The organism is [Mannheimia] succiniciproducens MBEL55E (genome assembly GCF_000007745.1).
GTDB lineage: Bacteria > Pseudomonadota > Gammaproteobacteria > Enterobacterales > Pasteurellaceae > Basfia > Basfia succiniciproducens.
Window position 1 is genome coordinate 623187 of the sequence record NC_006300.1, and the last position, 24591, is coordinate 647777.

The window sequence follows — 24591 nt, forward strand, 5'->3', positions numbered from 1 at the left end:
AAAAAGTGCGGTCGGATTTCTGCAATTTTTGTTAAATACTGCCGTTACCGTTATCTAAATGCGCACGAATGAACCATTGCAATTTTTCAAGCGCGCGGGTTTGCGCAACCAGCAAATCTTCACTAATCGGATCTAGCTCGCCATAATGCGCCAGAACGACACGGTGCGATTCAATATTGAAACTGTAGAATTTATCAATAATGCGTAAATGATCCTGCGCACTTGCCCGGCCTAACGGATATTCCGGCGTTTGACGATTTGCGACTAAATTACCGGATAAACCGTTCGGCGCAACGCCTAATGCCGCCATACGTTCGGCAATTTCATCAACAAAATCACGGACTTCGTCAACTTGCGAGTCCAGCATCTCATGTACCGCAATAAATTGCGGACCGACAACATTCCAGTGCGCATGTTTTAAAATTAGCGCCAATTCGTTCAATCCTTGCAAGCGGGCTTGCAGTGCCTCGGCAATGGAATGCCCGGTATTTACATCAATACCCGGTACGCTGTGCGTTGCGTTTTTATTAATATCCGCCGTTAAAGCCTGAGATTTTTCGGTTAAAGTTAATGATGGAAATGAAATGGTTTTTGTGTTCATAATATATTCTCCTCTGTGTTGTTGTGCTCTGTGTTGTTGTGCTCTGTATTGTTGTGATTATTATGTGCAACTTTACTGCCGAAAGCTAATTGTTAAAAAAGATAGATTTAATAGATTTTATTTATTGAACTTTTATTATTAATTGAAAATAATTATTAAATTAAAGCGGGAAATTTTAAAAAAATTCACCGCACTTTATTCATATAGAGTAGGCTTGCCAGCTCTTTATTCATGTAGGGTGAGCTTATCAGCCCTTTATTCATGTAGGGTGGGCTTGCTAGCCCACCGATTACAGAAATAAATTGATATGTAGCGTAGCGGGATAACCGGGCGCCTATTGGTTTTTGTTTGGTGGGCTGGCAAGCCCACCCTACCTAATGTATTCAATCTACCCTACCTAATGTATTTAATCCATTCTACCTTATGTATCCAGCCCTTCCTGCCTGTCAGCCTATATGAAAAGTGCGGTCAATTTTTCAAAATTTTTAAAATTTCCACCGCAGTTTTAGCCGAAAAGATGTTTTTGCTCTTGTTTAGATCTATACTAAAACGAATTTTTTATTCGGAATCCTTATTATGTCTGAAATCTCTCCAAATATTCCCACGCATGACGCTTTCGGCAGTTTGCTCGGTTATGCCCCCGGAGGAATCGCAATTTATTCTTCTGATTACGAAACCGCCGATAAAAACGAATACCCCGACGATGCCGCATTCCGTAGCTATTTAGGTCGCGAATACATGGGATACAAATGGCAGTGCGTCGAGTTTGCCCGTCGTTATCTTTATTTAAATCACGGCATGGTGTTTACCGATGTGGGCATGGCTTATGAAATTTTTTCGCTACGTTTTTTGCGTCAGGTTGTCAATGATGCTTTAGTGCCGCTTCAGGCTTATGCAAACGGTAGCAAAAAGTCGCCTGAACCGGGTGCGTTACTTATTTGGCAAGAAGGCGGTGAATTTCAGGAAACCGGGCATGTAGCGATTATTACGGAAGTTTTTAACGATAAAATCCGCATTGCGGAACAAAATGTTATTCATTACCGCTTACCGAGCGGGCAGCAATGGACGCGGGAATTACCGATGTCTGTGACGGAGCAGGGATATATTTTGCATGATACTTTTGATGACACGGAAATTCTCGGCTGGATGATTCAGACTGATGACTCTACTTATAGTTTGCCGCAGCCGACGGCGGCGCCGGAAAGCTTGGAAATTCATGCGGAACATATTGAAAATAAAGGGCAATTCGACGGCAAATGGCTGAATGAAAGCGATCCTTTCGAAAAGCTTTATGTGACGGCGATGAATGGTCACCAGGTGAGCCGTACGGATCAATATCGTTATTTTACTATTTCGGAAACGGCAAAACATGAATTAATTCGCGCAACGAATGAGTTGCATTTAATGTATCTGCATGCCACCAATAAAGTGCTTAATGATGATAACTTATTGAAATATTTTAATATTCCTAAATTATTATGGCCTCGGTTGCGTTTATCCTGGGAGAACCGTCGTTATCAGACCGTATCCGGCAGATTGGATTTTTGTTTAGACGAGCGGGGCTTGAAAGTTTATGAATATAATGCGGATTCCGCTTCCTGTCATGCGGAAGCCGGCGCTATTTTAGGACGCTGGGCAAAGGTTGCGGGCTTGGATAACGGGGAAGATCCGGGCGCCCATTTGCGCAATGCTTTAGCTGATTGCTGGAAACATCGGGATAATACGCCTTTGGTGCATATTATGCAGGATAACGACAGCGAAGAAGATTATCATTCGATGTTTATGCAGTCCGCATTGCTGCAAGCAGGTTGCCGGACCAAAATTATTCACGGTACGGAAGGGTTACATTGGGACAAACGGGGACGATTGCTTGATGATGAAGATAACCAAATTCTAAGCGTATGGAAAACCTGGGCATGGGAAACCATGTTGGAACAACTCCGTGAAGACGCCACCGGCAGAGAAGTTGCGCCGCCGATTCGAACCGGTTACCCTGAAGACAAAGTGCGTTTAATTGATGTGTTATTGCGCCCGGAAGTGCTGGTTTATGAACCTTTATGGACGGCAATTCCGAGTAATAAAGCGATTTTGCCGGTACTTTGGTCATTATTCCCGAATCACCGTTATTTGTTGGAATCCGGCTTTGAGCTGACCCAAAATCTGATTAAAAACGGTTACGCGAAAAAACCGATTGCCGGTCGTCGAGGCGATAATGTAACATTGTTTGCCGATCAACACAGCCGCTTGGATGTAACGCACGGACGTTTTGGCAAGCAGGAACATATTTATCAGCAACTTTGGTGTTTGCCGAAAGTGGAAGAACAATATGTACAGATTTGTACTTTTACCGTCGGCGGGCATTACGGCGGCAGTTGCTTACGCTCGGATCCGAGTCGGATTATTGTGGGCGATAGCGATATGCAGCCCTTACGCGTATTAAACGATAAAGACTTTTTAGCAAAATAAGGATAATAAATGATAACGGTTTACGGTATTAAAAATTGCGATACGGTGAAAAAAGCCTTGAAATGGTTAACGGATAACAATATTGAGCATAAATTGCACGATTATCGTACGGACGGATTAGACCCCGAATTTTTAATTAATGCGGAAGCACAGTTTGGCTGGCAGACGCTGGTGAATAAACGCAGTACCACATGGCGTAATTTAGACAGCCAAATCAAAGAAAATATGGAAAAACATACCGCACTTTCAGTTCTCGCCGAACAGCCGACATTAATCAAACGCCCTATTATCCTGCAAGACGGCATCGCATTAATTGGTTTTAATATAAAAGAATATAAAAAAGCTTTTGGTTAATTACGTAGGGTGGTCTTGCCGGCCCACCAATAATAAGCATGGATGATATTATGTCAAATTATCGAAGAGATTTTTCACCGGGTGCAACTTATTTTTTTACCGTTGTTATAAACCAACGTAGTGACGGGCTTCTAATAAAATATATAAATGAGTTTAAGCAAGCTTATCAAGATGTTGTTTCATATTATCCATTTGAAACAATTGCACTAACAGTATTACCTGATCATTTTCATTTAATTATGCAATTACCAGAAAATGATTCAGATTATTCAAAAAGAATTTCCTCTTTAAAATATAATTTTAGTTCATTATTACCAACTTATTATCGTAATATGAATTTGAGTCGTCAGTTCAAACGGGAAGCAGGTATTTGGCAACGGCGATTTTGGGAACATTTGATCAGAGATGACAGAGATTTGGATAATCATATTGATTACGTGTATTACAATCCTGTAAAACATGGTTATGTATCTCAAGTTATGGATTGGAAATATTCAACTTTTCATCGAGATGTTAAAAATGGGATTTTTGAATTAGATTGGGGAAGTTATATTTCTGAATCTGTCCGGAATTTATATTTGGATTAATTATGAAATTGGTGGGCTGGCAAGCCCACCCTACGCGTAAGAATAAAAAACAAACGAAAAAACACAATGATTAATTTTGCACGGTATCCTATTAACTGGTTTTTGATATAAAAGAATATAAAAAATTTTGGTTAATCGTATATCGTGTAGGGTGGGCTTGCCAGCCCACCCTACGCGTAAGAATAAAAAACAAACGAAAAAACACAATGATTAATTTTGCACGGTATTCTATTAACTGGTTTTGATATAAAAGAATATAAAAAACTTTTGGTTAATTGTATATCCGTGTAGGGTGGGCTTGCCAGCCCACCGGCAAGCTTTCGAGATGTTAGACATAGGATTTTTGAATTAGATTGGGGAAGTTGTATTTCTGAATCTGCCCGGAATTTATATTTGGATTAATTATGAAATTGGTGGGCTGGCAAGCCCACCCTACGCGTAAGAATAAAAAACAAACGAAAAAACACAATGATTAATTTTGCACGGTATCCTATTAACTGGTTTTGATATAAAAGAATATAAAAACGCTTTCGGTTAATTGTATATCCGTATAGGGTGGGCTTGCCAGCCCACCGGTAAGCTTTCGAGATGTTAAACATAGGATTTTTGAATTAGATTGGGAAAGTTATATTTCTGAATCTGCCCGGAAATTTTATTTGGATTAATTATGAAATTGGTGGGCTGGCAAGCAGACCCTACGCGTAAGAATAAAAAACAAACGAAAAAACACAATGATTAATTTTGCACGGTATCCTATTAACTGGTTTTGATATAAAAGAATATAAAAAAACTTTTGGTTAATCGTATATCCGTGTAGGGTGGGCTTGCCAGCCCACCGGCTACGAGTGAGAATAAAAAATAAATGAAAAACACAATTATCAATCTTGCACAGGATTTAATCCGTCGTCCTTCAATTAGCCCGGATGATCAAGGGTGCCAGCAGGTTATTGCAGAGCGTTTAACAAAGCTGGGCTTTAACATTGAATGGATGTCTTTTAACGATACCATAAACCTTTGGGCTAAACACGGTACTACTTCACCTGTGGTCGCTTTTGCCGGGCATACGGATGTAGTACCTACCGGCGATGAAAACCAATGGAATTATCCGCCGTTTTCCGCTCAAATTGTAGATGATATGCTTTACGGACGCGGTGCGGCGGATATGAAAGGCTCTCTTGCCGCAATGATTGTTGCTGCGGAAGAATATGTTAAAGCTAACCCGAATCATGCCGGAACTATTGCCTTATTAATCACGTCGGATGAAGAAGCAGCGGCGAAAGACGGTACGGTTAAAGTGGTTGAAAGCTTAATGGCACGCGGTGAAAATATTGATTATTGCCTGGTTGGCGAACCTTCCAGTGCGAAACAATTGGGTGATGTTGTGAAAAACGGGCGGCGTGGTTCTATTACCGGCGACCTTTATATTCAGGGAATTCAAGGTCATGTGGCTTATCCGCATTTAGCCGAAAATCCGGTTCATAAAGCAACGAAATTTTTAACCGAATTAACGACTTACGAGTGGGACAACGGCAATGAGTTTTTCCCGCCTACAAGTTTACAAATCGCCAATATTCATGCGGGTACGGGCAGTAATAATGTGATTCCCGGCGAATTATACGTGCAGTTTAACCTGCGTTATTGCACCGAAGTTACTGATGAGTTTATTAAAAATAAAGTGGCGGAGATGTTGCAAAAGCATGATTTGACATATCGTATTGACTGGAATTTGTCCGGTAAACCTTTTTTAACCAAACCGGGAAAATTACTGAATGCCGTGGTGGAAAGCCTTGAATCCGTGGCGGGCATTAAACCGAAACTTGATACCGGCGGCGGCACCTCCGACGGACGTTTTATAGCGCTAATGGGCGCCGAGGTTGTAGAGCTTGGTCCGTTGAACGCCACAATTCACAAAGTTAACGAATGCGTAAGTTGCAGGGATTTGGCGACTTTAGGTGAGGTTTACCGACAAATGTTGGTGAATCTGTTGGGGAAATAATATGGGATTCGGCGCTGAAAACCTCACCGGCAAATCCCGTTCCCATTTGTTGAATTTGCCTTGTCCCTTATCAAATAATCATTTCTTGCAGCCGCAAGCGTTAAAGGCTTTTCAGGCATTGCAGAAAAGTGCGGTCAAAAACGGCTTTAATTTGCAGCCTGCCAGCACTTTCCGGGATTTTGCCCGCCAGCAATTGATTTGGAACGGTAAATTTAACGGCGAACGCAAGGTACATGATGATCAAGGAAATCCGCTGGATTTGACCGCACTTTCCTGTTGGGAAAAAGCGCAGGCTATTTTACGCTGGTCGGCGTTGCCGGGAGCAAGCCGTCATCATTGGGGAACCGAAATTGATTTTTTTGATCCCGATTTGTTACCGCAGCATCAACAATTGCAACTGGAACCCTGGGAATATGAGCAAGACGGTTATTTTTTTGAGTTGAGCCGGTTTCTGCAACAAAATTTACCGCAGTTTGATTTTGTTTTGCCTTTTATGCAAACGCCTAAAGGCAAAGAAATCGGGCGAGAACCCTGGCATATCAGTTATTTACCGTTGGCGGAGAAGCTGGAAAAGCAATTCACCCCCGAAATTTTGCTTAATGCCTGGGAAAATGAAGACATCGCAGGTCGCCAAACATTAATCGCCCATTTACCGGAAATTTTCGAACGGTTTATTTATTAAAATATTAGAAAGGCGCCATGTTGGGTCAGTTGTCTTGTAATCAACATTTACTTCTGCGCTAAGGTTTTCACCGTGTTAGCTATATTGACGGAATGGCTGATGGCGGAAATCACGGCGACACCATCGGCGCCTAAGCGACGTAATATCGCGGCGCTTTCCTCTTTAATTCCGCCTATGGCAACACAGGGTTTATCTATGCCCAATTGTCGGATTTGTCGAATAAAATTCATACCGACGAGGGGCGAATGATCAGCTTTAGAATTTGTCGGGAAAATTGGGCCGACACCGAAATAATCAATATCCTGCCGATCTTTATTTGCTAATGCTTGTGCTAATGTATTAATTGATAATCCAATAATGGGTTTATTGCGGGTATTGCGCAAAATGGTTTCCACCGCTGTGTCTTTTTGCCCCACATGAATGCCGTCGGCTTGAATGGATAAGGCAAGCTCAACATCGTCATTAACAATAAAAGGAACCTGAAATTGCCGGCATAATTGCAGGCATTTAAGAGCTAATCGTCGTTTTAATTGGAGATCGCAAGCCAGAGATTGCTCGCCCTTTTCCCGAAACTGAAAGCAGGTAATGCCCGCTTCCAATGCCCGTTGCAAAATCGTCAGCAGATTTTCAGTCGGCTCCCCGGGTAAATGGCGGCAATCTTGCGAACCCGCAATAAAATAAACGGAAAGCATGGATTTAATCTTGTTCATTTTGATATGCCCAATGATTTGTCGGTCCGTGCCCGTGGCCGATATTTAACGGATGACCGATTGCCGCCGTAATGTAGTTTTTTGCCGTGCGAACCGCTTGTTCAACAGGCTTACCTTTAGCAAGTTCGGCGGTAAGGCAGGCTGAAAAGGTGCAACCGGTACCATGGGTGTGCGGTGTAGCGAAGCGAGGAGCTTCCAAGGTGAAATAGCCTTTTTGAGTAAAAACCCAGTCTTTGCAGAGCTTACTTTGCGAATTATTATGATGTCCGCCTTTGATCACCACCGTATTTGCGCCTAGTTCATGAAAAATTTGTGCCGCGTTGAAAATATCCGCTTCGTTTTTAATTTGAGTGCCGGTAATACGTTCCGCCTCGGGAATATTCGGCGTAATGAGGCAGGCTTTAGGCAGTATCAAATTTTTTAATGCGGCAACCGCACTTTGTTCTAAAAGTGTTGCGCCGCCTTTGGCGATCATCACCGGGTCTAGCACAATATGAGAAAATTGATATTGTTCCAGACAGTCCGCCACACATTGAATAATTTCCGTATTGCCCAACATGCCGATTTTCACGGCGGAAATACTAAAATCCTTCGCAACCGCTCTCAATTGCGCCTGAATGCTGGCGAGGGGAATCGGGTGAATATCGAAAACACCCAGCGTATTTTGTGCGGTTACCGCGGTAATTACCGAAGTGCCGAACACACCGCGCATTTGAAAAGTTTTTAGATCCGCCTGAATACCGGCGCCGCCGCCACTGTCAGAGCCTGCAATAGTAAGCACTTGAGGGATAACCATTATTTTCTCCTTTATCGTTTAAAGAATAATTTAGTGCTGATGGATATTCAAAAAACAATGTTATTGAATAGCAAAGGCGTAAAACGGATATCGGGAGAATGGCAAAATAGCGGTGTGACAATGAGTTATTGAAAACCGAAAAGGCTTGCGGTTAGTTCCCTACGCCAGTATTAGCTGTTTCAGGTTCACGGGTATTATCTCAGCCGCAAAATGCAGCACCCCGACTAATGAGGATTAAGTTTAGAATGATTTAACAATGAAAACAAAACTTTTTATTCGAATTGTGAGCCTGGTCACTAAAAATGATATTCGTCCGTCGGTATTAAAGTGCGGTCATTTTTCGGCATTTTTCAAAAATCGCAAAAAAACGACCGCACTTTTATCCGACGATTAAACTTTCCCTATCGCATTTCGAAAAGTTCTTGATGAAAACGACTCGCCGGCAGTCCTTGTCGGCATAAATCTTTGCATAAGGTATCGCCGAATGCTGAGATACCGCAATACCAAAAGCTTGTTTTGGTCAGGTCCTTCACCGTATTGATAATATCAGCTGAAGTCAGGCGACTTTGTTCGGCGGAGCAACGTAAATGCAGATTGATACCGGCTTCAGCCGATTTTTGTTGTAATTCCGCTATTAAAACGGGATCGCTTTCACGATAGCTATAAAACAAATCCACGGTTTGCTTATGTGTTGATTGCGCCAGTTCTTCCAAGCGAGCCATAAACGGCGTAATGCCGATTCCCGTGGCAATCCAGATTTGTTGTTGGGCATCATCGGCGAAGGTAAAACGCCCGTAAGGCCCTTCAATTAACAGCTTGTCATTTGCTTTCCAACGTTGTGCCAAGGTATCTGTGTAATCGCCCAGCGCCTTGATACAGAAACGGATATCCCGGCTGGCGGGATCCCAAGCGGACGCAAAGCTAAAAGGATGCGGTTTTTCCGTATCATTTAACGCGTGAACGAAGGCAAACTGCCCGGCTTTATGCCCTTGCCATGTCGGCACATTGATTGTTAAGTCCAGCCCGTCGATTTTCTGCAACGGACGTGCGGAACGAATAGTTCCCTGATAACGTATTTTTTTACCCGCCAGGTTAAACAGAATCAGCAGAGCGGAAACTGCTCCGACTGTAAGTAAAACCGCCGTTACCCAACCGATAGGTTGATGCCAGTATTCGAATTTTATTAAAACTACGGAGTGGAACACCAGTGCAAGATAGGCAGCCGCCAGCCATTTATGAAATTTTACGAACCAGCGGTAAGGGATCTTTTTAACTAAAGAAACGATCATCAATATCAATGCAAGATAAAACGCCCATTCACCGATACTTTCGGCAATTCCGCGCATACCGCCCAGCCATTGTTCAAGCCCGGCGCCGGCATTTTGCCCTAAGCGCTGTCTTTGTCGCAAAGGTCTTTCCAACCAGCCCCAACCAACCATCCATTTGGTTCCGTGAGTGAACCAAAAGTGGGTAAGGGCGGTGATTAATGCACTGATTCCCAACCATTTATGCAGCCGATAACCTTTGTCCAAACCGTTCAGATAATTCTCCAGCCATCTTGGGCGCGTCGCCAGCAACATTGCTATACTCATTAAGCTTATAGATAAAATTCCCGTGTATTGATTGACTACAAAACGGAAAGAAAAATAGGTGAAAGGCTCGGGAATTAAATCATCAGCAAGAAACCACAATGCGCTGATTCCGATTAAAACTCCCCACAATAAGAATTTTATGTTTTTCATTGTATCCTCCTTAGAATAAGGATTTAAACAGCAAAAATGTTCTTTTGAATAGGGCTTGTTGATGTTTTAAGTATATAAAATAAACAAAATTAAACGATTTATTATACCCAGCACGCAAGCGTACTGGGTTATGCATAGTTGAGCAGCTTTGCTGCTCCTAATTTCACAGCCCCAAAGGGGCGGAACTATGCGTACCCTAGTACGGCTTTGCCGTGCTAGGGTTTCAAAATTAAAATTTATACTTAAAAGATAAACAGCCTCTAGATTAAACAATCTTTTTATTAAGGGAATATTAAGGTTTGGTAAAATAAAAGGCGCATATAAGCGCCTTGAGAGAAATTATTCTTCAATAATAAAATCTTTGAGGTATTGATAAATCTCGCGGTAAGCTTTCGGCGGTTTATTTTGTTCTTTTTCTTTTTGAGCCGAACGAATTAAATTACGTAAATGCCGGCGATCCATTTGCGGATAATCAATCAATAACGCAACCAACCCTTCATCACCTTTGGAAACCAGTTCGTCCCGCATTAATTCCAGTTTATGCAACATTGCCTGCTGTTGGTTATGTTTATTTTCAATTTTATCCAATGCGTCCCGGATTGGTTCCACATCCGTATTACGCAATAATTTGCCGATATATTGTAACTGGCGGCGTTTGGCTTCTTTTACCGAACGGCGTGCCAATTCAACGGCTTCTAATAAGTTGCCGTCTAACGGAATTTTATCTAAGTTGGTTTTGGTTAAATCCACTAATTTTGCACCGAGTTTTTTGAGTTCTTCCGCATCGCGTTTAATCTCGCTTTTGCTTACCCAGATAATTTCTTCTTGCTCTTCCGTTTCCCAATCAAGTTCAGGCTTTTTGCCGCGTTTTTTCATTTTTTTCCCTTTCTACTGATATTTTGCGACATTGTAGCAAATAAGATAAAATGCCACAAATAAAGGTAGAATGAGGATTTTCTCATTTATAACACGTATTTATTAGTTGGGTGAACTGCCCATTTTATAAGGCAAATTATGGAAATTTCGCAAAATCAGACCGCACTTTTAAAACAACAAGAACAAGCGTTGCGTGATGCCGTGAGCTATGCTGTCGAAATCGCTCAAAAAGCAGGCGCTTCCGCAGAAGTGGCGGTAACAAAAGTTAACGGATTATCGGTTTCGACCCGTTTAAAAGAAGTGGAAAACGTAGAATTCAACAATGACGGCGCATTAGGTATTTCCGTTTATTTAGGTCAACAAAAAGGTAATGCCTCCACTTCGGATTTAAGCAAGGACGCGATTAAAAACGCCGTTGAAGCCGCTTTAGCTATCGCAAAATACACCTCTCCCGATGAATGCGCGGGGCTTGCGGATAAAGAACTGATGGCGTTTGAGGCGCCGAGTTTGGCATTATACAATCCGGCGGAAGTGGACGTTGATCAGGCAATCGAATTGGCATTACAGGCGGAAACGGCGGCGCTGAATTATGATAAACGGATTGTAAACAGCAACGGCGCTTCCTTTAATTCACATAATGGCGTAAGAGTATACGGCAATAGTTACGGTATGCTGCAAAGTTATTTATCCAGCCGTTATTCAATTTCTTGCTCGGTATTGAGCGGTATTGATGATGAGCTCGAAAACGATTATGAATATACAGTTTCCCGTGATTTAAACGCGCTGGAAAGTCCGGTTTGGGTGGGCGAAAATGCGGCTAAAAAAGCGGTAGCACGCTTGCAACCACGTAAGATTACGACTCAGGAAGCGCCGGTAATTTTCTTAAACGATGTAGCAACCGGCTTAATCGGTTCCCTTGCGGGCGCCATTAGCGGCGGCAGCTTATATCGTAAAGCCAGTTTTTTATTGGATCATTTAGGCCGACAAATATTACCCGATTGGTTTCACATCAGCGAACGCCCTCATTTAACGGGCAGATTGGCTTCAACCCCTTTTGACAGCGAAGGAGTGAAAACACAGTCGCGTGAAATCGTTGAACAGGGTATTTTGCGCACGTATTTATTAACGAGTTACAGCGGCCGTAAATTGGGTATGCAAAGTACCGGTCATGCGGGCGGCATTCATAACTGGTTGGTTCGCCCGAATGCAAATGGCGATTTGGATAGTTTATTGCGCCAAATGGGCAGAGGCTTGTTAGTGACGGATCTGATGGGGCAGGGGGTGAATATGGTGACCGGTGATTATTCCCGGGGCGCCGCCGGTTTTTGGGTGGAAAACGGCGAAATTCAATATCCGGTGGCGGAAATTACTATCGCAGGCCGGCTGAAAGATATGTTGCGCGATATTGTGGCAGTCGGCGATGATATTGAACAGCGTTCTAATATTCAGACAGGTTCGATTTTATTGGAAAGTATGAAAATTTCAGGTAATTAAGAATTATACCTTAAATGATAATAATTCTTATTGACAATAATAAACATTTCATTTAGTATAAAACCATCTGTTAAGAGTACGATTAAAGATAATTTGGTAGGTTATAGTTAGTCGGCATAGATAGCTCCGAACAGGTAGAGTAGAAAGTAAATTCGTTAGGGTACTAAAAAGGCCGGAGTGGTAAAACACCGGCCTTTTTTTATGTTATGATACTGCACTTCATCCGCCTTTTAGTATTGGAAATTATTTTATGAAAAAACATCATGTGGATATATTGATCTCGGAACAAGAGGTTAAAGCGCGAATTCAGCAGTTAGGCGCTGAAATCACCGCTTATTACCGGCAGCAGCAGGTTGAAAAATTAATTGTTGTCGGCTTGTTGCGCGGCTCGTTTATGTTTATGGCTGATCTCGTTCGGGAAATTAAATTGCCGGTGGAAATCGAATTTATGACTACCGCAAGTTACGGTTCCGGCATGACGACGAATCATGATGTAAAAATTACAAAAGATTTAGACGGCGATATTAAAAATCAGCACGTATTAATTGTGGAAGATATTATCGATACCGGCTATACCCTGGAAAAAGTGCGGGAAATTTTAAATTTACGCACCCCGGCTTCCCTCAAAATTTGTACTCTGTTAGACAAACCTTCACGCCGCGAAGTAGAAGTACCCGTCGATTGGATTGGATTCCGGATCCCAGATGAATTTGTAGTAGGTTACGGCATCGACTACGCACAACATCATCGTAATTTGGGTTATATCGGGAAAGTGGTGTTAGAGGAATAAATCTGACTTAACCGATGTAAAGTGCGGTCAAAAAATGAAAAGTTTTGCCGGGCATTTTAAATATAGAAGCCCGGCAAAATTGAAGTTTTAAGTGTAATTTTGTTAATGGTATTCAGGTTTAGGTGCCGCGGGTTTCCACATAGAGCGCATATAATGAGTGACCTGACGCCATAAAAACACGGTTGCGTTTCGATCCGCCGAAGCAGAGATTGGCGCAACGTTCGGGCAAATGAATATGTGCGATTTGTTTGCCTTGAGGATTGATAACAATTACGCCGTCCATATCGCCGGATAATCCGTTTTTGCTGTTGTTGATACTGCCCCAGCCCGCCCAGATATTACCGTCTTCGTCTACGGCAATGCCGTCTAATGTGCCGTTTTCACCGCCGTCGAAAAAATGCGTTCTGTTGTTTAATTTACCGTCTGTGCTTACATCATAACGGAAAATTTCACGCAGGGCGGGTGTTTCGGAAAAACGTCCGACAATATACAGGTGTTTTTCATCGGGCGAGAAGGCAATGCCGTTCGGCATCAGCAAGTCATTTAATACGCGTTCTAATTTTTCTGTTTGTGGATCAATGCGATACACTGCCGTCGGCTGCTCGGCTTTTGCTTTTTCTCCTTCATAATATCCGTTAATGCCGAAAGTAGGATCGGTAAACCAGATTGCTCCGTTGGATTGTACTGCAATATCATTCGGTGAATTCAGTGGTTTGCCCTCAAAACTATCTGCCAGTACGGTGACGGAACCGTCATATTCGGTGCGGGTCAGGCGCCGGGTTAAATGCTCGCAAGCCAGTAACCGTCCTTGTTTATCGCGCGCCAGCCCGTTTGAGTAATTGGCATTTTCGCGAAATACTGCGGTTTGTCCGGTGATATTGTCATAACGCATAATACGGTTGTTAGGAATGTCAGAAAATAATAAGTATTGCCCGTCACCAAACCAAACAGGTCCTTCCGCCCAACGAAATCCCGTAGCCAAGCGTTCTACGCTTGAGGAATAAAGGCGATATTTATTGAAAGAGGGATCCGACACTTCAATGAGGGGATCGGGATAACGCGGGCTAAGGATTTCAGGCGATGTAATTTCGCATTGTTTGGCGAGTGTACTGCCCGTAACCGATAACAATACGCTACCGGCAAGCGTGCGTAATACGCTCCGGCGTCTAAAATTGATTTCGTTATATTGAGTTTGTTCATTTGTTTGCTTCGATTCATTCATAGCAATCTCCCATTTGATAAACAAGAAAATCTTTGTTTAGTATAGAAGTTGCAAGGAAAGAGAACATTGATAATTTAACAAAATAAACAGATTTGGTTGCTTAATTTTTGAGCGATTGCACGATGTGTTGTGAACGGGATCACAGAAAAGGGGAATTAAAAGCTAAAAGTGCGGTAGAAAATTTAAAAGTTTTGTACAAACATTTGTTTTTGGGCATTGGTTCCGCAAAATCTCGAGAGACTGAGCAAAACTTTTGAATTTTCTACCGCACTTTTTTGTTTTGTTATTTCATTACAATAATAACAAAGACAAAATATACACGGTGATAATACCTACGATCCCCATGATGAAGGTCATTAGGGTTTGGGTTTTATAACCTTGCTGTGCCGTCATTTTACCGAAATTTGTTACTACCCAGAAATAACTGTCGTTGGCATGTGATACGCACATCGCTCCGGCTGCAATGGCCATCACGCAGAGCGCTGCGGCAATTTCTGAAGTCAGCCCGAGTACGCTCATTAACGAATCCCCGGCACTGTACATGCCCATAATTGAGGCGGTAGTGATAATCGCCACGGTAGAACTGCCTTGTGCCGTTTTCAGCACCGCGGAAATAATAAACGGGAAGAAAATGCCGGTAGTGCTGATAATATGCGCGTTTTGCTTAATATAATCCACAAAACCCGCTTCAGTGATGACTTTTCCTAGTACGCCGCCCGCCGCAGTAATAAACAGAATAGGACCGACGATTTTTAAGGTTTCGTTGGTTAAGTCATTAAACTCCGTTATTTTTTTGGTTTGTAACAGCAGAAAAACGGAAAAGATAACCCCAATAGCTAAAGCTATAATCGGAGTACCTAAAAACTGAATAATTATTCCCGTATTGCCGCCGATCTCCGCGATTTTTGCAATAGAGCCTAATGCCATGAAAACAATCGGCATTAAAATTGGCGCAAGACTTAAAAATTTGCCGGGCAAAATGCCGTATTGTTTAAGTAATTGTTCATAGTTTTTGACGATGGCAGCGTCTGCCTGAGCTTCTTCATCAAGGGTTACCCGTTTGCCGATATATCCGGCAAAGAAATAAACGGCTGTCAGTACCGGAATGGATACTACAACCCCCATGATAATAACGAGCAGTAAATTGGATTCTAATCCCAATGCGCCGGCCGCCGCAATAGGACCGGGGGTTGGCGGAATAAATACGTGAGAGGCGTATAAACCGCCGCTTAATGCCACCGCCGTAGCCACGGGATTGGCGGCGATTTTTTTATACAGCGCTTCACGAATCGGATTCAGTACCACAAATCCGCTGTCGCAAAAAACCGGGATTCCCACAATTGCGCCCATAATAAGCATGGCCAGTTCGGGGTGTTTTTGCCCTACAAGTTTAACCACCATATCGGCAAGCTTCAGAGCTGCGCCGGTTTTTTCCAGGATAGTGCCGATAATTGCGCCGAAAATAATTACAATACCGATACTTTTAAAGGTGCTGCTAAAGCCGTCACCAATCATCCCGGGAATTTTATTCAGCTCAATACCGGCAACTAAAGCAAGCGCCAGCGAAATGGTCATTAGCGAAAGAAAAGGGTGAACCTTTAGTTTGGATATCATCCAAATCATGATAATAATCGCGATAATAAAGCTAATAATCAGGGAAATGCCGCTCATAAATACCTCCTGCTATCAGATTGAACTCCGAAAATGATAGCAAGTTTCCGGAATTCGTTTTGTGATCTCAATCGCGAAACGAAAAACCGTTGAAAATTGACCGCAGTTTACACAATATCCAAATGTATTCTATGGGTCGGGGACGGAAAGGCATTGTTCAGACGAGCAAGTTGCTGCTGTGTTAGTTGCATGTCTAAACAGGCGATATTTTCCTTCATATGTCGAACTTGTCCCGCTTTGGGAATGGCGATCATATTAGGTTGCGCCAGTACAAACAACAGCAATAACTGATATGGCGTACAGTTGAGCTCTTCAGCGATCGTTGTGACTTCCGGATGACGAAGTAAGTTGCGTTGTAATGAACCGGCCTGAGCAAGCGGGCAGTAGGCGACGGTGGGTATGGCAAGTTTGTCCTGATAAGGTTTTAAGGCGTATTCAATACCGCGCGAACCCAAGTGAAACAGAACTTCATTTAACTGGCATTGATTGCCGTTTGGTAAGGCAAGCAATTCCTGCATATCTTCCAAATCGAAATTAGACACGCCCCAGGCTTTAATTTTACCTTTGTTTTTTAATGCTTCCAGGCATTCGACGGTTTCCGCTAGCGGTGTTGTGCCCCGCCAGTGGTAGAGATACATATCAAGATAATCGGTGTTGAGTGCTTTTAAAGAATTATTACAGGCCTGCTCCATTTTACGTTTATTAGCATTGTTCGGTAAGACTTTGGAGATGAGGTAAAGCGAGTTTCTGTCATAAGGCGCAATAGCTTCGCCAATAAGCCGCTCGGCGCGGCCATTACCATACATTTCCGCGGTATCAATGAGATTTATGCCGTGCTCAATACCATAACGCAATGCAGCGATTTCTTCCTGACGATAATGCGCATTATCTCCTATAAACCAGGTTCCCATGCCAAGTAAGGTCAGTTTATCGCCATTTTTTAATGTGATTTTTTTCATACTTTCTCTATTCTGTAAACAAATTTGCCGACATTGTATGATGCCGGCAAAGGGGATTAAAGATTGATTAGCGAACTAAACAAATTTTTATGAGTTAAATCTTACATAAAGATATTAAAGATCAGTACCAGCGCCAAACAGGAGAAAGCACCGATAAACGAAACCATGGTTTTAGCCATAAATTGATCTTTTACTTCTTTCAAACCGTATAGACCATTGAATACCCAGAAACCGCTGTCATTGAAGTAACTGAAAGATACCGCACCGGCACAGGTTGACATGGCAACTAAAGTCGGATTTAAACCTAATTGCGGTACAAGCGGGGCGGCCAGGGTTGCGGCTGTAATTAAAGCGACGGTGGCGCTACCCAGCGCAATACGCATTAGCGCGGCAATTACAAATGGAATCAAAATACCCGGGATACCGACGGTCAGAACCGCTTCACCTAAGGCATTACCGATACCGGCATCGCGCACAACATAACCTAACGCACCGCCCGCACCGGTGATGAATAAAATCATACCTGTGGATTTTACTCCGTCTTCAATGGCTTTGTTGGTTTCCGCTTTAGAAAGACGGCGACCTAAACCATAAAGAGCGATTAAAAGACCGATGATCAATGCAATAATTGGATGGCCTACTATTTTTAACAAATCGGCAAAACCATTTTCGATTTTCAGGAAATTAACGGTGGTATTACCTAAAATCAAAATTAAAGGAATTACGATAGGTGAAAATGACAGTCCGGCACCCGGCAGATTCTTATCTTTATAAATCTGTTCTACATTTTCAATGGATTTAATGTATTCCTCTTTAAATTCCTTGCGTTCAAAGTCGGTACCGTCTTCGTTAGGAATCTGATAGATTTTTTTACCGAGCCATTTTGCGTATAGCGTAGACATTACCAAAGTCGGAACCGTTAATATCATCCCCCAAATAATCATCATCCCCATATCGATATCTAAAATACCGGCAACCGCTAACGGACCCGGTGTCGGCGGAATAAATACGTGCGCTAATTGCAGACCGGTTGCCATGGCTAAACCGAGCCCGATAACGCTTTTACCAGTCATACGGGATAAGGATCTGGCAAGCGGGGTTAAAATAATCAAACCGGAATCGGCAAAAACGGGAATGGCAACCACATAGCCTGTTAAGGCTAAAGCCCATTCTTCCTTGGCTTTACCAATCAATTTGATAATAGAGAAAGCCATTTGTTCGGCAGCGCCGGATTTTTCTAAAATTGCGCCCATCATGACGCCGAGACCGATAATAATACCGGTACTGCCCAGCGTACTACCGAAACCTTTAGTGACTGAACTAATCACTTCGGCAAAAGGTAAACCGCCTATCAGACCGGTGGTTAACGAGGCGAGAATTAAAGCAACAAAGACATGGATTCTTGTCTTCATTGCCAGTATTAAGAGAAGTGCAATACCGATAGCCAAACCGATAAGCATTTGCGACATACTAGCTGCAGTTTCCATTTTTTACTCCTTTATTAAAGGGTACAGGTCAAGTTTCAACCGGACGGATTTGCCGTAATTTTTCATTGAATACTTAACCCGTATATCATCTGTTTTAAAATCAAAGCGAGGTTTTAACGTACCAGGCAAGGGCGTTTATTATCAAATGTCCAGCCCGGAATTAAGAATTGCATCGCCATTGCATCGTCGCGCGCACCTAAACCCATTGATTTATATAGCTCGTTAGCTTTCATAACCTGATCCATATCAATTTCAATACCTAAACCCGGTTTTTTCGGTACTTCAACCAAACCGCCTTTAATCTGCAACGGTTCTTTAGTTAAACGTTGGTTACCTTCCTGCCAGATCCAGTGAGTATCGATTGCGGTAATATCACCCGGCGCGGCAGCCGCTACATGGGTAAACATAGCAAGTGAAATATCAAAGTGATTGTTAGAATGCGAACCCCAGGTTAAGCCCCATTCGTTACACATTTGCGCCACGCGAACGGACCCCTGCATTGTCCAGAAGTGAGGGTCGGCAAGCGGGATATCCACGGATTGCAATGAAATGGTATGTCCCATTTGACGCCAGTCGGTGGCAATCATATTGGTTGCCGTCGGTAAACCGGTAGCACGACGGAATTCCGCCATAATTTCGCGACCAGAATAGCCTTGTTCCGCCCCGCACGGGTCTTCGGCATAGGCCAATACGCCTTTTAATTGTTTACCGATTTTAATCGCCTCATCTAATGACCAGGCACCGTTAGGGTCAAGGGTTATACGGGCTTGCGGGAAACGTTTTGCGAGTGCGGTCACCGCTTCCGCTTCTTCAAAGCCGTCTAATACGCCGCCTTTTAATTTAAAGTCGTTAAAACCGTATTTTTCATAAGCCGCTTCGGCAAGACGAACGACGGATTCCGGTGTCATCGCTTCTTCATGACGAACACGGTACCAGTCGCACAGATCGTTTTCCTGACTTTGATAGGCGAGATTGGTTTTTTTGCGATCACCGACAAAGAATAAATAACCCAACATTTCAACGGCGTCACGTTGTTGACCGTCGCCTAATAATGAAGCTACGGTCACGCCTAAATGCTGACCCAACAAATCCAGCATGGCCGCTTCGACGGCGGTTACCACGTGAATAGTGGTACGCAAGTCGAATGTTTGTAAACCGCGACCGCCTGCATCACGGTCATTAAAAGTTTGGCGAACGGTATTCATTACATTTTTGTATTCGCCCAGAGTTTTGCCGATAACCAACGGTTTGGCATCTTCCAATGTTTGGCGGATTTTTTCACCGCCCGGCACTTCGCCGATACCGGTATTGCCGCTGTTATCTTTTAAAATCACGATATTGCGCGTGAAATACGGACTGTGCGCACCGCTTAAATTTAATAACATACTATCGTGACCGGCAACCGGGATAACCTGCATTTCTGTAATAACTGGAGTGCTCATAGTAGATCCTCTTTATTGTTTGTAGTTTAAGATTAAAATCGGATAAAAGTGTGGTAAGTTTTCCGCAAATTTATTTGTTTTCGGCAATTGCTCTTTTTCAGAGTGCTTGCAATCAACATTACAACTTGGTTTATCATTTCACTAATGAATTTCAATAGGGGCATTATAGAAAATTAGCTTGTTTTTGGTATCCGGCGATTATCAGAAGATAAAAGGCTGAAATGCATTTTTATTTGTGCATATGCCTACATTAATGTGATGAAGATCACAAAAATACCTATTCTTAGACAGATTTTGTCTATTTTATAAAAAGAGAATCGCATTCAATTGGTCTGAAATTTAGAGCGAATAGTGCGGATGCACATAATAAGTGATTTTAGATAAAATATTTTTGTGATGATATACAGTGTTTGTTTGAAGAAAAGATTTTAGACTTTTTCACAAATCTTGAACCACTTAAATAAAGGAAACAGGTTATGAACGAAAAATATGTACCTAATCAATTTCGTCAGAAATTATTAAAAGGAGAAACGTTAATCGGATGTTGGTGTGCATTAGGCAATCCGATTACGGCTGAAGTATTAGGTTTAGCCGGTTTTGACTGGCTATTGTTTGACGGCGAGCATGCGCCGAATGATGTGCTTTCTTTTATTCCTCAGTTAATGGCGGTAAAAGACAGTGCCAGTATGCCGATTGTCCGGGTTCCTAAAAATGAACCTGTGATTATCAAACGTGTGTTAGATATTGGTTTTTATAATGTTTTAGTGCCTTATGTCGAATCTAAAGAGGAAGCGGAGGAAGCCGTTTCGGCAACGCGTTATCCGCCTGAAGGTATTCGCGGCGTATCGGTAAGTCATCGTAATAACGGTTATGCGACTATTCCTGATTATTTTAAAGTGATCAATGACAATATCGGTGTAATCGTACAGATTGAAAGTCAGAAAGGTGTGGATAATGTCGATGAAATCGCAGCGGTAAACGGTGTGGACTGTTTATTTGTCGGACCAGGTGATTTATCTGCGGCATTGGGTTATTTAGGGCAACCGAATCATCCGGAAGTACAAAAAGTCATTCAGCATATTTTTGCTACGGCGAAAAAACACGGTAAACCATGCGGTATTTTGGCACCGGTTGAGGCCGACGCGCGCCGTTATCTTGAATGGGGCGCAACCTTTGTTGCCGTCGGCAGTGATTTAGGCGTATTCCGCGGCGCAACAAAAGCATTAAGTGAAAAATTCAAAGGTTAAAATCTTTGAATAGACGGATTTAGCTAAACCCGTGGGGAGTATTCTCTACAATTAACGTTAATTAAAAGAGGTAAATATCATGAAAATCGGATTTATTGGTCTTGGTATTATGGGAAAACCAATGAGTAAAAATTTGATCAAAGCAGGTCATTCATTGGTTGTATTGGATTTTAATAAAGCGGCTGTAGATGAAATTGTTGCTTTAGGCGCAACAAGCGCAGCGACGCCAAAAGAAGTGGCCGAACAAGTCGAAGTCGTGATCACTATGCTGCCAAATTCGCCACATGTTAAGACTGTCGTTTCCGGTGAAAACGGTTTGATTGAAGCGCAAAATACTAATTATGTATTTATTGATATGAGTTCTATCGCGCCATTAGCAAGCCGTGAAATTTATGCCGAATTAGAGAAAAAAGGCATTGATATGTTAGATGCGCCGGTGAGCGGAGGCGAACCTAAAGCGATAGACGGTACATTATCCGTAATGGTAGGCGGCAAAAAAGATGTATTTGATAAATATTATGACGTTATGAAAGCAATGGCCGGTTCCGTGGTTTATACCGGCGATATCGGTGCGGGTAACGTCACGAAATTAGCCAATCAGGTCATTGTCGCATTAAATATTGCCGCTATGTCGGAAGCCTTTATGCTGGCAACTAAAGCGGGTGTTGACCCAGAATTGGTTTATCAGGCGATTCGCGGCGGTCTGGCAGGTTCTACCGTTTTAGATGCAAAAGCGCCTATGGTATTGGATCGTAATTTTAAACCGGGCTTCCGTATTGATTTGCATATTAAAGATCTTGCTAACGCATTAGATACTTCTCACGGCGTCGGCGCCAATCTTCCGTTAACATCTGCGGTAATGGAAATGATGCAATCATTACGTTCGGCCGGTGATGATAAATTGGATCACAGTGCATTGGCTCGCTATTATGAGCGTTTAACTGGTACGGAAATCAAACGTTTTTAATTAGATGAAAAGGAGCGACTATTCGCTCCTTTAAAACCTTATTTAAAACAGCAATAAAAGTGCGGTTAATTTTATTGTTATTTTAAGTATGGTTATTAAAAAATTATAATGGAGCGAGATAGGATGAAAATTGTCATTGCGCCGGATTCTTATAAAGAAAGCCTTTCAGCTATGAATGTCGCTAATATAATTGAAAAAGGATTTAAACAAATTTTTCCTGATGCAACATATGTAAAAGTGCCTGTTGCCGATGGTGGTGAGGGTACCGTAGATACGATGGTTGAAGCGACAAACGGGAAAAGAATAGAGTTGGATGTTGTAGGGGCGCTGGGTTCTCAACAAAAAGCATTTTGGGGCATATCTCATGATAATTCTGTCGCTTTCATTGAAATTGCCGCCGCATGCGGGATTGAACAAGTCCCCATGGAAAAACGGAATCCGTTAATTACCACCACATACGGTGTCGGTGAGTTGATCCTGTCGGCACTGGATTCCGGAGTTCGCCATTTTATTGTTGGATTAGGCGGTAGTGCTACCAATGACGGTGGTGCGGGTATGCTGCAAGCCTTAGGAGTGAAATTGCTGGACGAACAAGGTAAATCCTTAGGTTATGGCGGTGCGGAACTGGCTCGTCTGTCTAAAATTGATTTTTCAACAATGGATTGCCGTTTAGCCGAATGTAAGTTTGATGTGGCTTGCGATGTGACTAACCCGTTAGTTGGGGAAAATGGAGCATCTGCAACGTTTGGACCGCAAAAAGGTGCTACGCCACAAATGGTTAAGCAATTAGATGAGGCTTTAAGCCATTATGCGGATATTATTAAGCAAGATTTAAATATCGATGTGAAAGATTTACCTGGGTCCGGTGCGGCCGGCGGTTTAGGTGCCGCTTTTGCCGGCGTGTTAAAAGGCGAGCTTAAAAGCGGTATCGGTATTATTACTCAATTACTTGATTTAGAAAGTAAAATAAAAGATGCCGATCTGGTTATTACCGGAGAAGGGCGTATCGATCATCAGAGTATTAATGGTAAGGTACCTGTCGGTGTAGCGGCTATCGCAAAACGCTATGATCTACCGGTAATCGGGATTGCAGGAAGTTTAGGAAAAGATATCCATGTGGTTTATGATTATGGCTTAGATGCGGTATTTAGTGTACTTAATAAAGTTTGTAGCCTGCCGGAAGCGTTGGATCCTACCAATGCGGCGGAAAATTTGGAAATTACCGCGAGAAATATTGCAGCGACACTTAAGATGAAAATTTCATAAGGATTTATATTATGTCAACTTACCTATTAGATGCGAAACTTGCGCAAAAAATTGTGCAACGGACAATGGATATTATTGACTGCAATATTAATATTATGGATGCCAAAGGCAAAATTATTGCTAGTGGCGATGTAAATAGAATAGGTGAGATTCATGATGGCGCTTTATTAGTTTTATCACAAGGACGCGTGGTGGATATTAATGAGGCGGTTATTCACAGTCTGCACGGTGTGCGGCCCGGTATAAATCTGCCGTTGAGAGTTGACGGCGAAATAGTCGGTGTTATAGGTTTGACAGGAGAACCGACAACATTAAAAGAATTTGGCAAACTTGTTTGTATGACTGCGGAAATGATGCTGGAACAGGCTCGTTTGTTCAATATACTTGCCCAAGATACCCGCCTGAAAGAAGAACTTGTCCTTAATTTGATTAATACGGATAAAATTACGCCAAGCATTGTAGAATGGGCTAATCGCCTAGGCGTTGATCTTTCTATCCCCAGAGTCGCCTGCATCATTGAAGTGGATAGCGGGCAGCTTGGTATTGAGAATGCGCGTTCAGAGTTACAAAATTTACAGACTTTACTTAAAATACCCGAACGCGATAATTTAGTTGCCGTGCTTTCATTGACAGAATTAGTCGTATTAAAACCTGCATTAAATAGTTTCGGGCGTTGGGAAGTTGATGATCATCTGGAGCGAATTAATCAGTTACTTTCCCGAATGAATGAGAAAGCAAAACTAAATGTGCGCATTTCATTGGGTAATTATTTTACAACGGAAGATAGTATCTCACTTTCTTATCATACGGCAAAAACGACGTTAACTATTGGTAAAGCCCGTTATCCGAAACAGCGAATTTACAATTATCAGGATCTTATTTTACCTGTATTGCTTGATCAATTACGTGATGGCTGGCAAAAGGAAGAATTAGAACGACCTATTAAGAAATTAAAATTAATGGACAATAATGGTGTGTTATTAAAGACTTTATTGGCATGGTTTGAAAATAATATGCAAACTATTGCAACGGCGAAGGCGCTTTATGTACATCGTAATACCTTAGAATATCGTCTGAATAAAATCGCCGATTTAACCGGTTTAGACTTAAATAGTACGGATAACCGCTTTTTACTTTATATGGCGCTACACGTAGCCGTTTAACTACATAATCTCTATTTAAATATTCTGTTCAAATATCATAAAAAATACCGCACAAAAGTGCGGTATAAATTTT

22 protein-coding genes and 1 riboswitch are annotated in these 24591 nt (G+C 42.4%); of the genes, 12 read left to right on the forward strand and 10 right to left on the reverse strand.

Annotated elements, in window-relative coordinates; translation table 11 throughout:
- Positions 1–31 precede the first annotated feature (31 nt).
- Positions 32–601 (reverse strand): Dps family protein, encoded by a 570-nt coding sequence (locus MS_RS03095; protein ID WP_011199849.1) that lies wholly within the window; start codon positions 599–601, stop codon positions 32–34.
- Between the two features lie 576 nt (positions 602–1177).
- Here MS_RS03095 and gss point away from each other — a divergent pair.
- From gss to MS_RS03120, 5 genes are all read left to right on the forward strand, one after another.
- Positions 1178–3067: a bifunctional glutathionylspermidine amidase/synthase gene (gene gss / locus MS_RS03100; RefSeq protein ID WP_011199850.1), complete on the forward strand. Its 1890-nt coding sequence runs from the start codon at positions 1178–1180 to the stop codon at positions 3065–3067.
- A 9-nt stretch (positions 3068–3076) separates the two neighbouring features.
- Complete coding sequence (locus tag MS_RS03105; protein WP_011199851.1) at positions 3077–3421, forward strand: ArsC family reductase; 345 nt, start codon at positions 3077–3079, stop codon at positions 3419–3421.
- A 50-nt stretch (positions 3422–3471) separates the two neighbouring features.
- A complete protein-coding gene (locus MS_RS03110) occupies positions 3472–4008 on the forward strand; it encodes an REP-associated tyrosine transposase (RefSeq protein WP_041639589.1) in 537 nt (178 codons plus the stop codon).
- 862 nt (positions 4009–4870) lie between these two features.
- Positions 4871–6004, forward strand: a complete 1134-nt coding sequence (dapE, locus tag MS_RS03115; protein WP_011199853.1) for a succinyl-diaminopimelate desuccinylase — start codon at positions 4871–4873, stop codon at positions 6002–6004.
- 1 nt (position 6005) lies between these two features.
- Positions 6006–6686, forward strand: coding sequence for a M15 family metallopeptidase (locus MS_RS03120; protein WP_011199854.1), 681 nt, complete (start codon positions 6006–6008; stop codon positions 6684–6686).
- A gap of 47 nt (positions 6687–6733) precedes the next feature.
- On the opposite strand, the gene thiE is transcribed toward MS_RS03120, so the two are convergent.
- Both thiE and thiD read right to left on the reverse strand, forming a co-directional pair.
- Positions 6734–7396, reverse strand: coding sequence for a thiamine phosphate synthase (gene thiE, locus MS_RS03125; RefSeq protein ID WP_011199855.1), 663 nt, complete (start codon positions 7394–7396; stop codon positions 6734–6736).
- Positions 7383–8192: a bifunctional hydroxymethylpyrimidine kinase/phosphomethylpyrimidine kinase gene (gene thiD / locus MS_RS03130; RefSeq protein WP_011199856.1), complete on the reverse strand. Its 810-nt coding sequence runs from the start codon at positions 8190–8192 to the stop codon at positions 7383–7385. Before thiD ends, thiE begins: the two co-directional genes overlap by 14 nt.
- A gap of 139 nt (positions 8193–8331) precedes the next feature.
- Positions 8332–8425: riboswitch (TPP riboswitch) on the reverse strand.
- Between the two features lie 23 nt (positions 8426–8448).
- Here thiD and MS_RS11135 point away from each other — a divergent pair.
- Positions 8449–8586 (forward strand): hypothetical protein, encoded by a 138-nt coding sequence (locus MS_RS11135; RefSeq protein ID WP_011199858.1) that lies wholly within the window; start codon positions 8449–8451, stop codon positions 8584–8586.
- A gap of 7 nt (positions 8587–8593) precedes the next feature.
- Here the strand turns inward: MS_RS11135 and MS_RS03135 are convergent, their stop codons facing one another.
- Positions 8594–9934 (reverse strand): ferredoxin reductase family protein, encoded by a 1341-nt coding sequence (locus MS_RS03135; RefSeq protein ID WP_011199859.1) that lies wholly within the window; start codon positions 9932–9934, stop codon positions 8594–8596.
- A gap of 339 nt (positions 9935–10273) precedes the next feature.
- Entirely contained in the window at positions 10274–10810 is a 537-nt protein-coding gene (gene yjgA / locus MS_RS03140; RefSeq protein ID WP_011199860.1) for a ribosome biogenesis factor YjgA, read from the reverse strand.
- Positions 10811–10948: 138 nt separating this feature from the next.
- Between yjgA and pmbA the strand changes: the two genes are divergently transcribed.
- Entirely contained in the window at positions 10949–12304 is a 1356-nt protein-coding gene (gene pmbA / locus MS_RS03145; protein WP_011199861.1) for a metalloprotease PmbA, read from the forward strand.
- A gap of 250 nt (positions 12305–12554) precedes the next feature.
- Positions 12555–13094 carry a hypoxanthine phosphoribosyltransferase gene (gene hpt / locus MS_RS03150; RefSeq protein WP_011199862.1) on the forward strand — a complete coding sequence of 180 codons (540 nt, stop codon included), beginning with the start codon at positions 12555–12557 and terminating at the stop codon, positions 13092–13094.
- A gap of 118 nt (positions 13095–13212) precedes the next feature.
- Here hpt and MS_RS03155 read toward each other — a convergent pair whose 3' ends face one another.
- The 5 genes from MS_RS03155 to gudD form a co-directional block, all read right to left on the reverse strand.
- On the reverse strand, positions 13213–14316 hold the full coding sequence (locus MS_RS03155) for an SMP-30/gluconolactonase/LRE family protein (RefSeq protein WP_041639591.1): 1104 nt from the start codon (positions 14314–14316) through the stop codon (positions 13213–13215).
- Positions 14317–14607: 291 nt separating this feature from the next.
- Positions 14608–15987: a GntP family permease gene (locus tag MS_RS03160; protein WP_011199865.1), complete on the reverse strand. Its 1380-nt coding sequence runs from the start codon at positions 15985–15987 to the stop codon at positions 14608–14610.
- Positions 15988–16094: 107 nt separating this feature from the next.
- Complete coding sequence (locus tag MS_RS03165; RefSeq protein ID WP_011199866.1) at positions 16095–16946, reverse strand: aldo/keto reductase; 852 nt, start codon at positions 16944–16946, stop codon at positions 16095–16097.
- Positions 16947–17047: 101 nt separating this feature from the next.
- A complete protein-coding gene (locus tag MS_RS03170; protein WP_011199867.1) occupies positions 17048–18433 on the reverse strand; it encodes a GntP family permease in 1386 nt (461 codons plus the stop codon).
- Between the two features lie 113 nt (positions 18434–18546).
- Positions 18547–19875, reverse strand: coding sequence for a glucarate dehydratase (gene gudD, locus MS_RS03175; RefSeq protein ID WP_011199868.1), 1329 nt, complete (start codon positions 19873–19875; stop codon positions 18547–18549).
- 476 nt (positions 19876–20351) lie between these two features.
- Between gudD and garL the strand changes: the two genes are divergently transcribed.
- From garL to MS_RS03195, 4 genes are all read left to right on the forward strand, one after another.
- Positions 20352–21122: a 2-dehydro-3-deoxyglucarate aldolase gene (garL, locus tag MS_RS03180; protein WP_011199870.1), complete on the forward strand. Its 771-nt coding sequence runs from the start codon at positions 20352–20354 to the stop codon at positions 21120–21122.
- Between the two features lie 79 nt (positions 21123–21201).
- Entirely contained in the window at positions 21202–22089 is an 888-nt protein-coding gene (gene garR / locus MS_RS03185; RefSeq protein ID WP_011199871.1) for a 2-hydroxy-3-oxopropionate reductase, read from the forward strand.
- A 123-nt stretch (positions 22090–22212) separates the two neighbouring features.
- A complete protein-coding gene (locus tag MS_RS03190; RefSeq protein WP_041639593.1) occupies positions 22213–23355 on the forward strand; it encodes a glycerate kinase in 1143 nt (380 codons plus the stop codon).
- Between the two features lie 11 nt (positions 23356–23366).
- A complete protein-coding gene (locus tag MS_RS03195) occupies positions 23367–24518 on the forward strand; it encodes a CdaR family transcriptional regulator (protein WP_011199873.1) in 1152 nt (383 codons plus the stop codon).
- Positions 24519–24591: the final 73 nt, after the last annotated feature.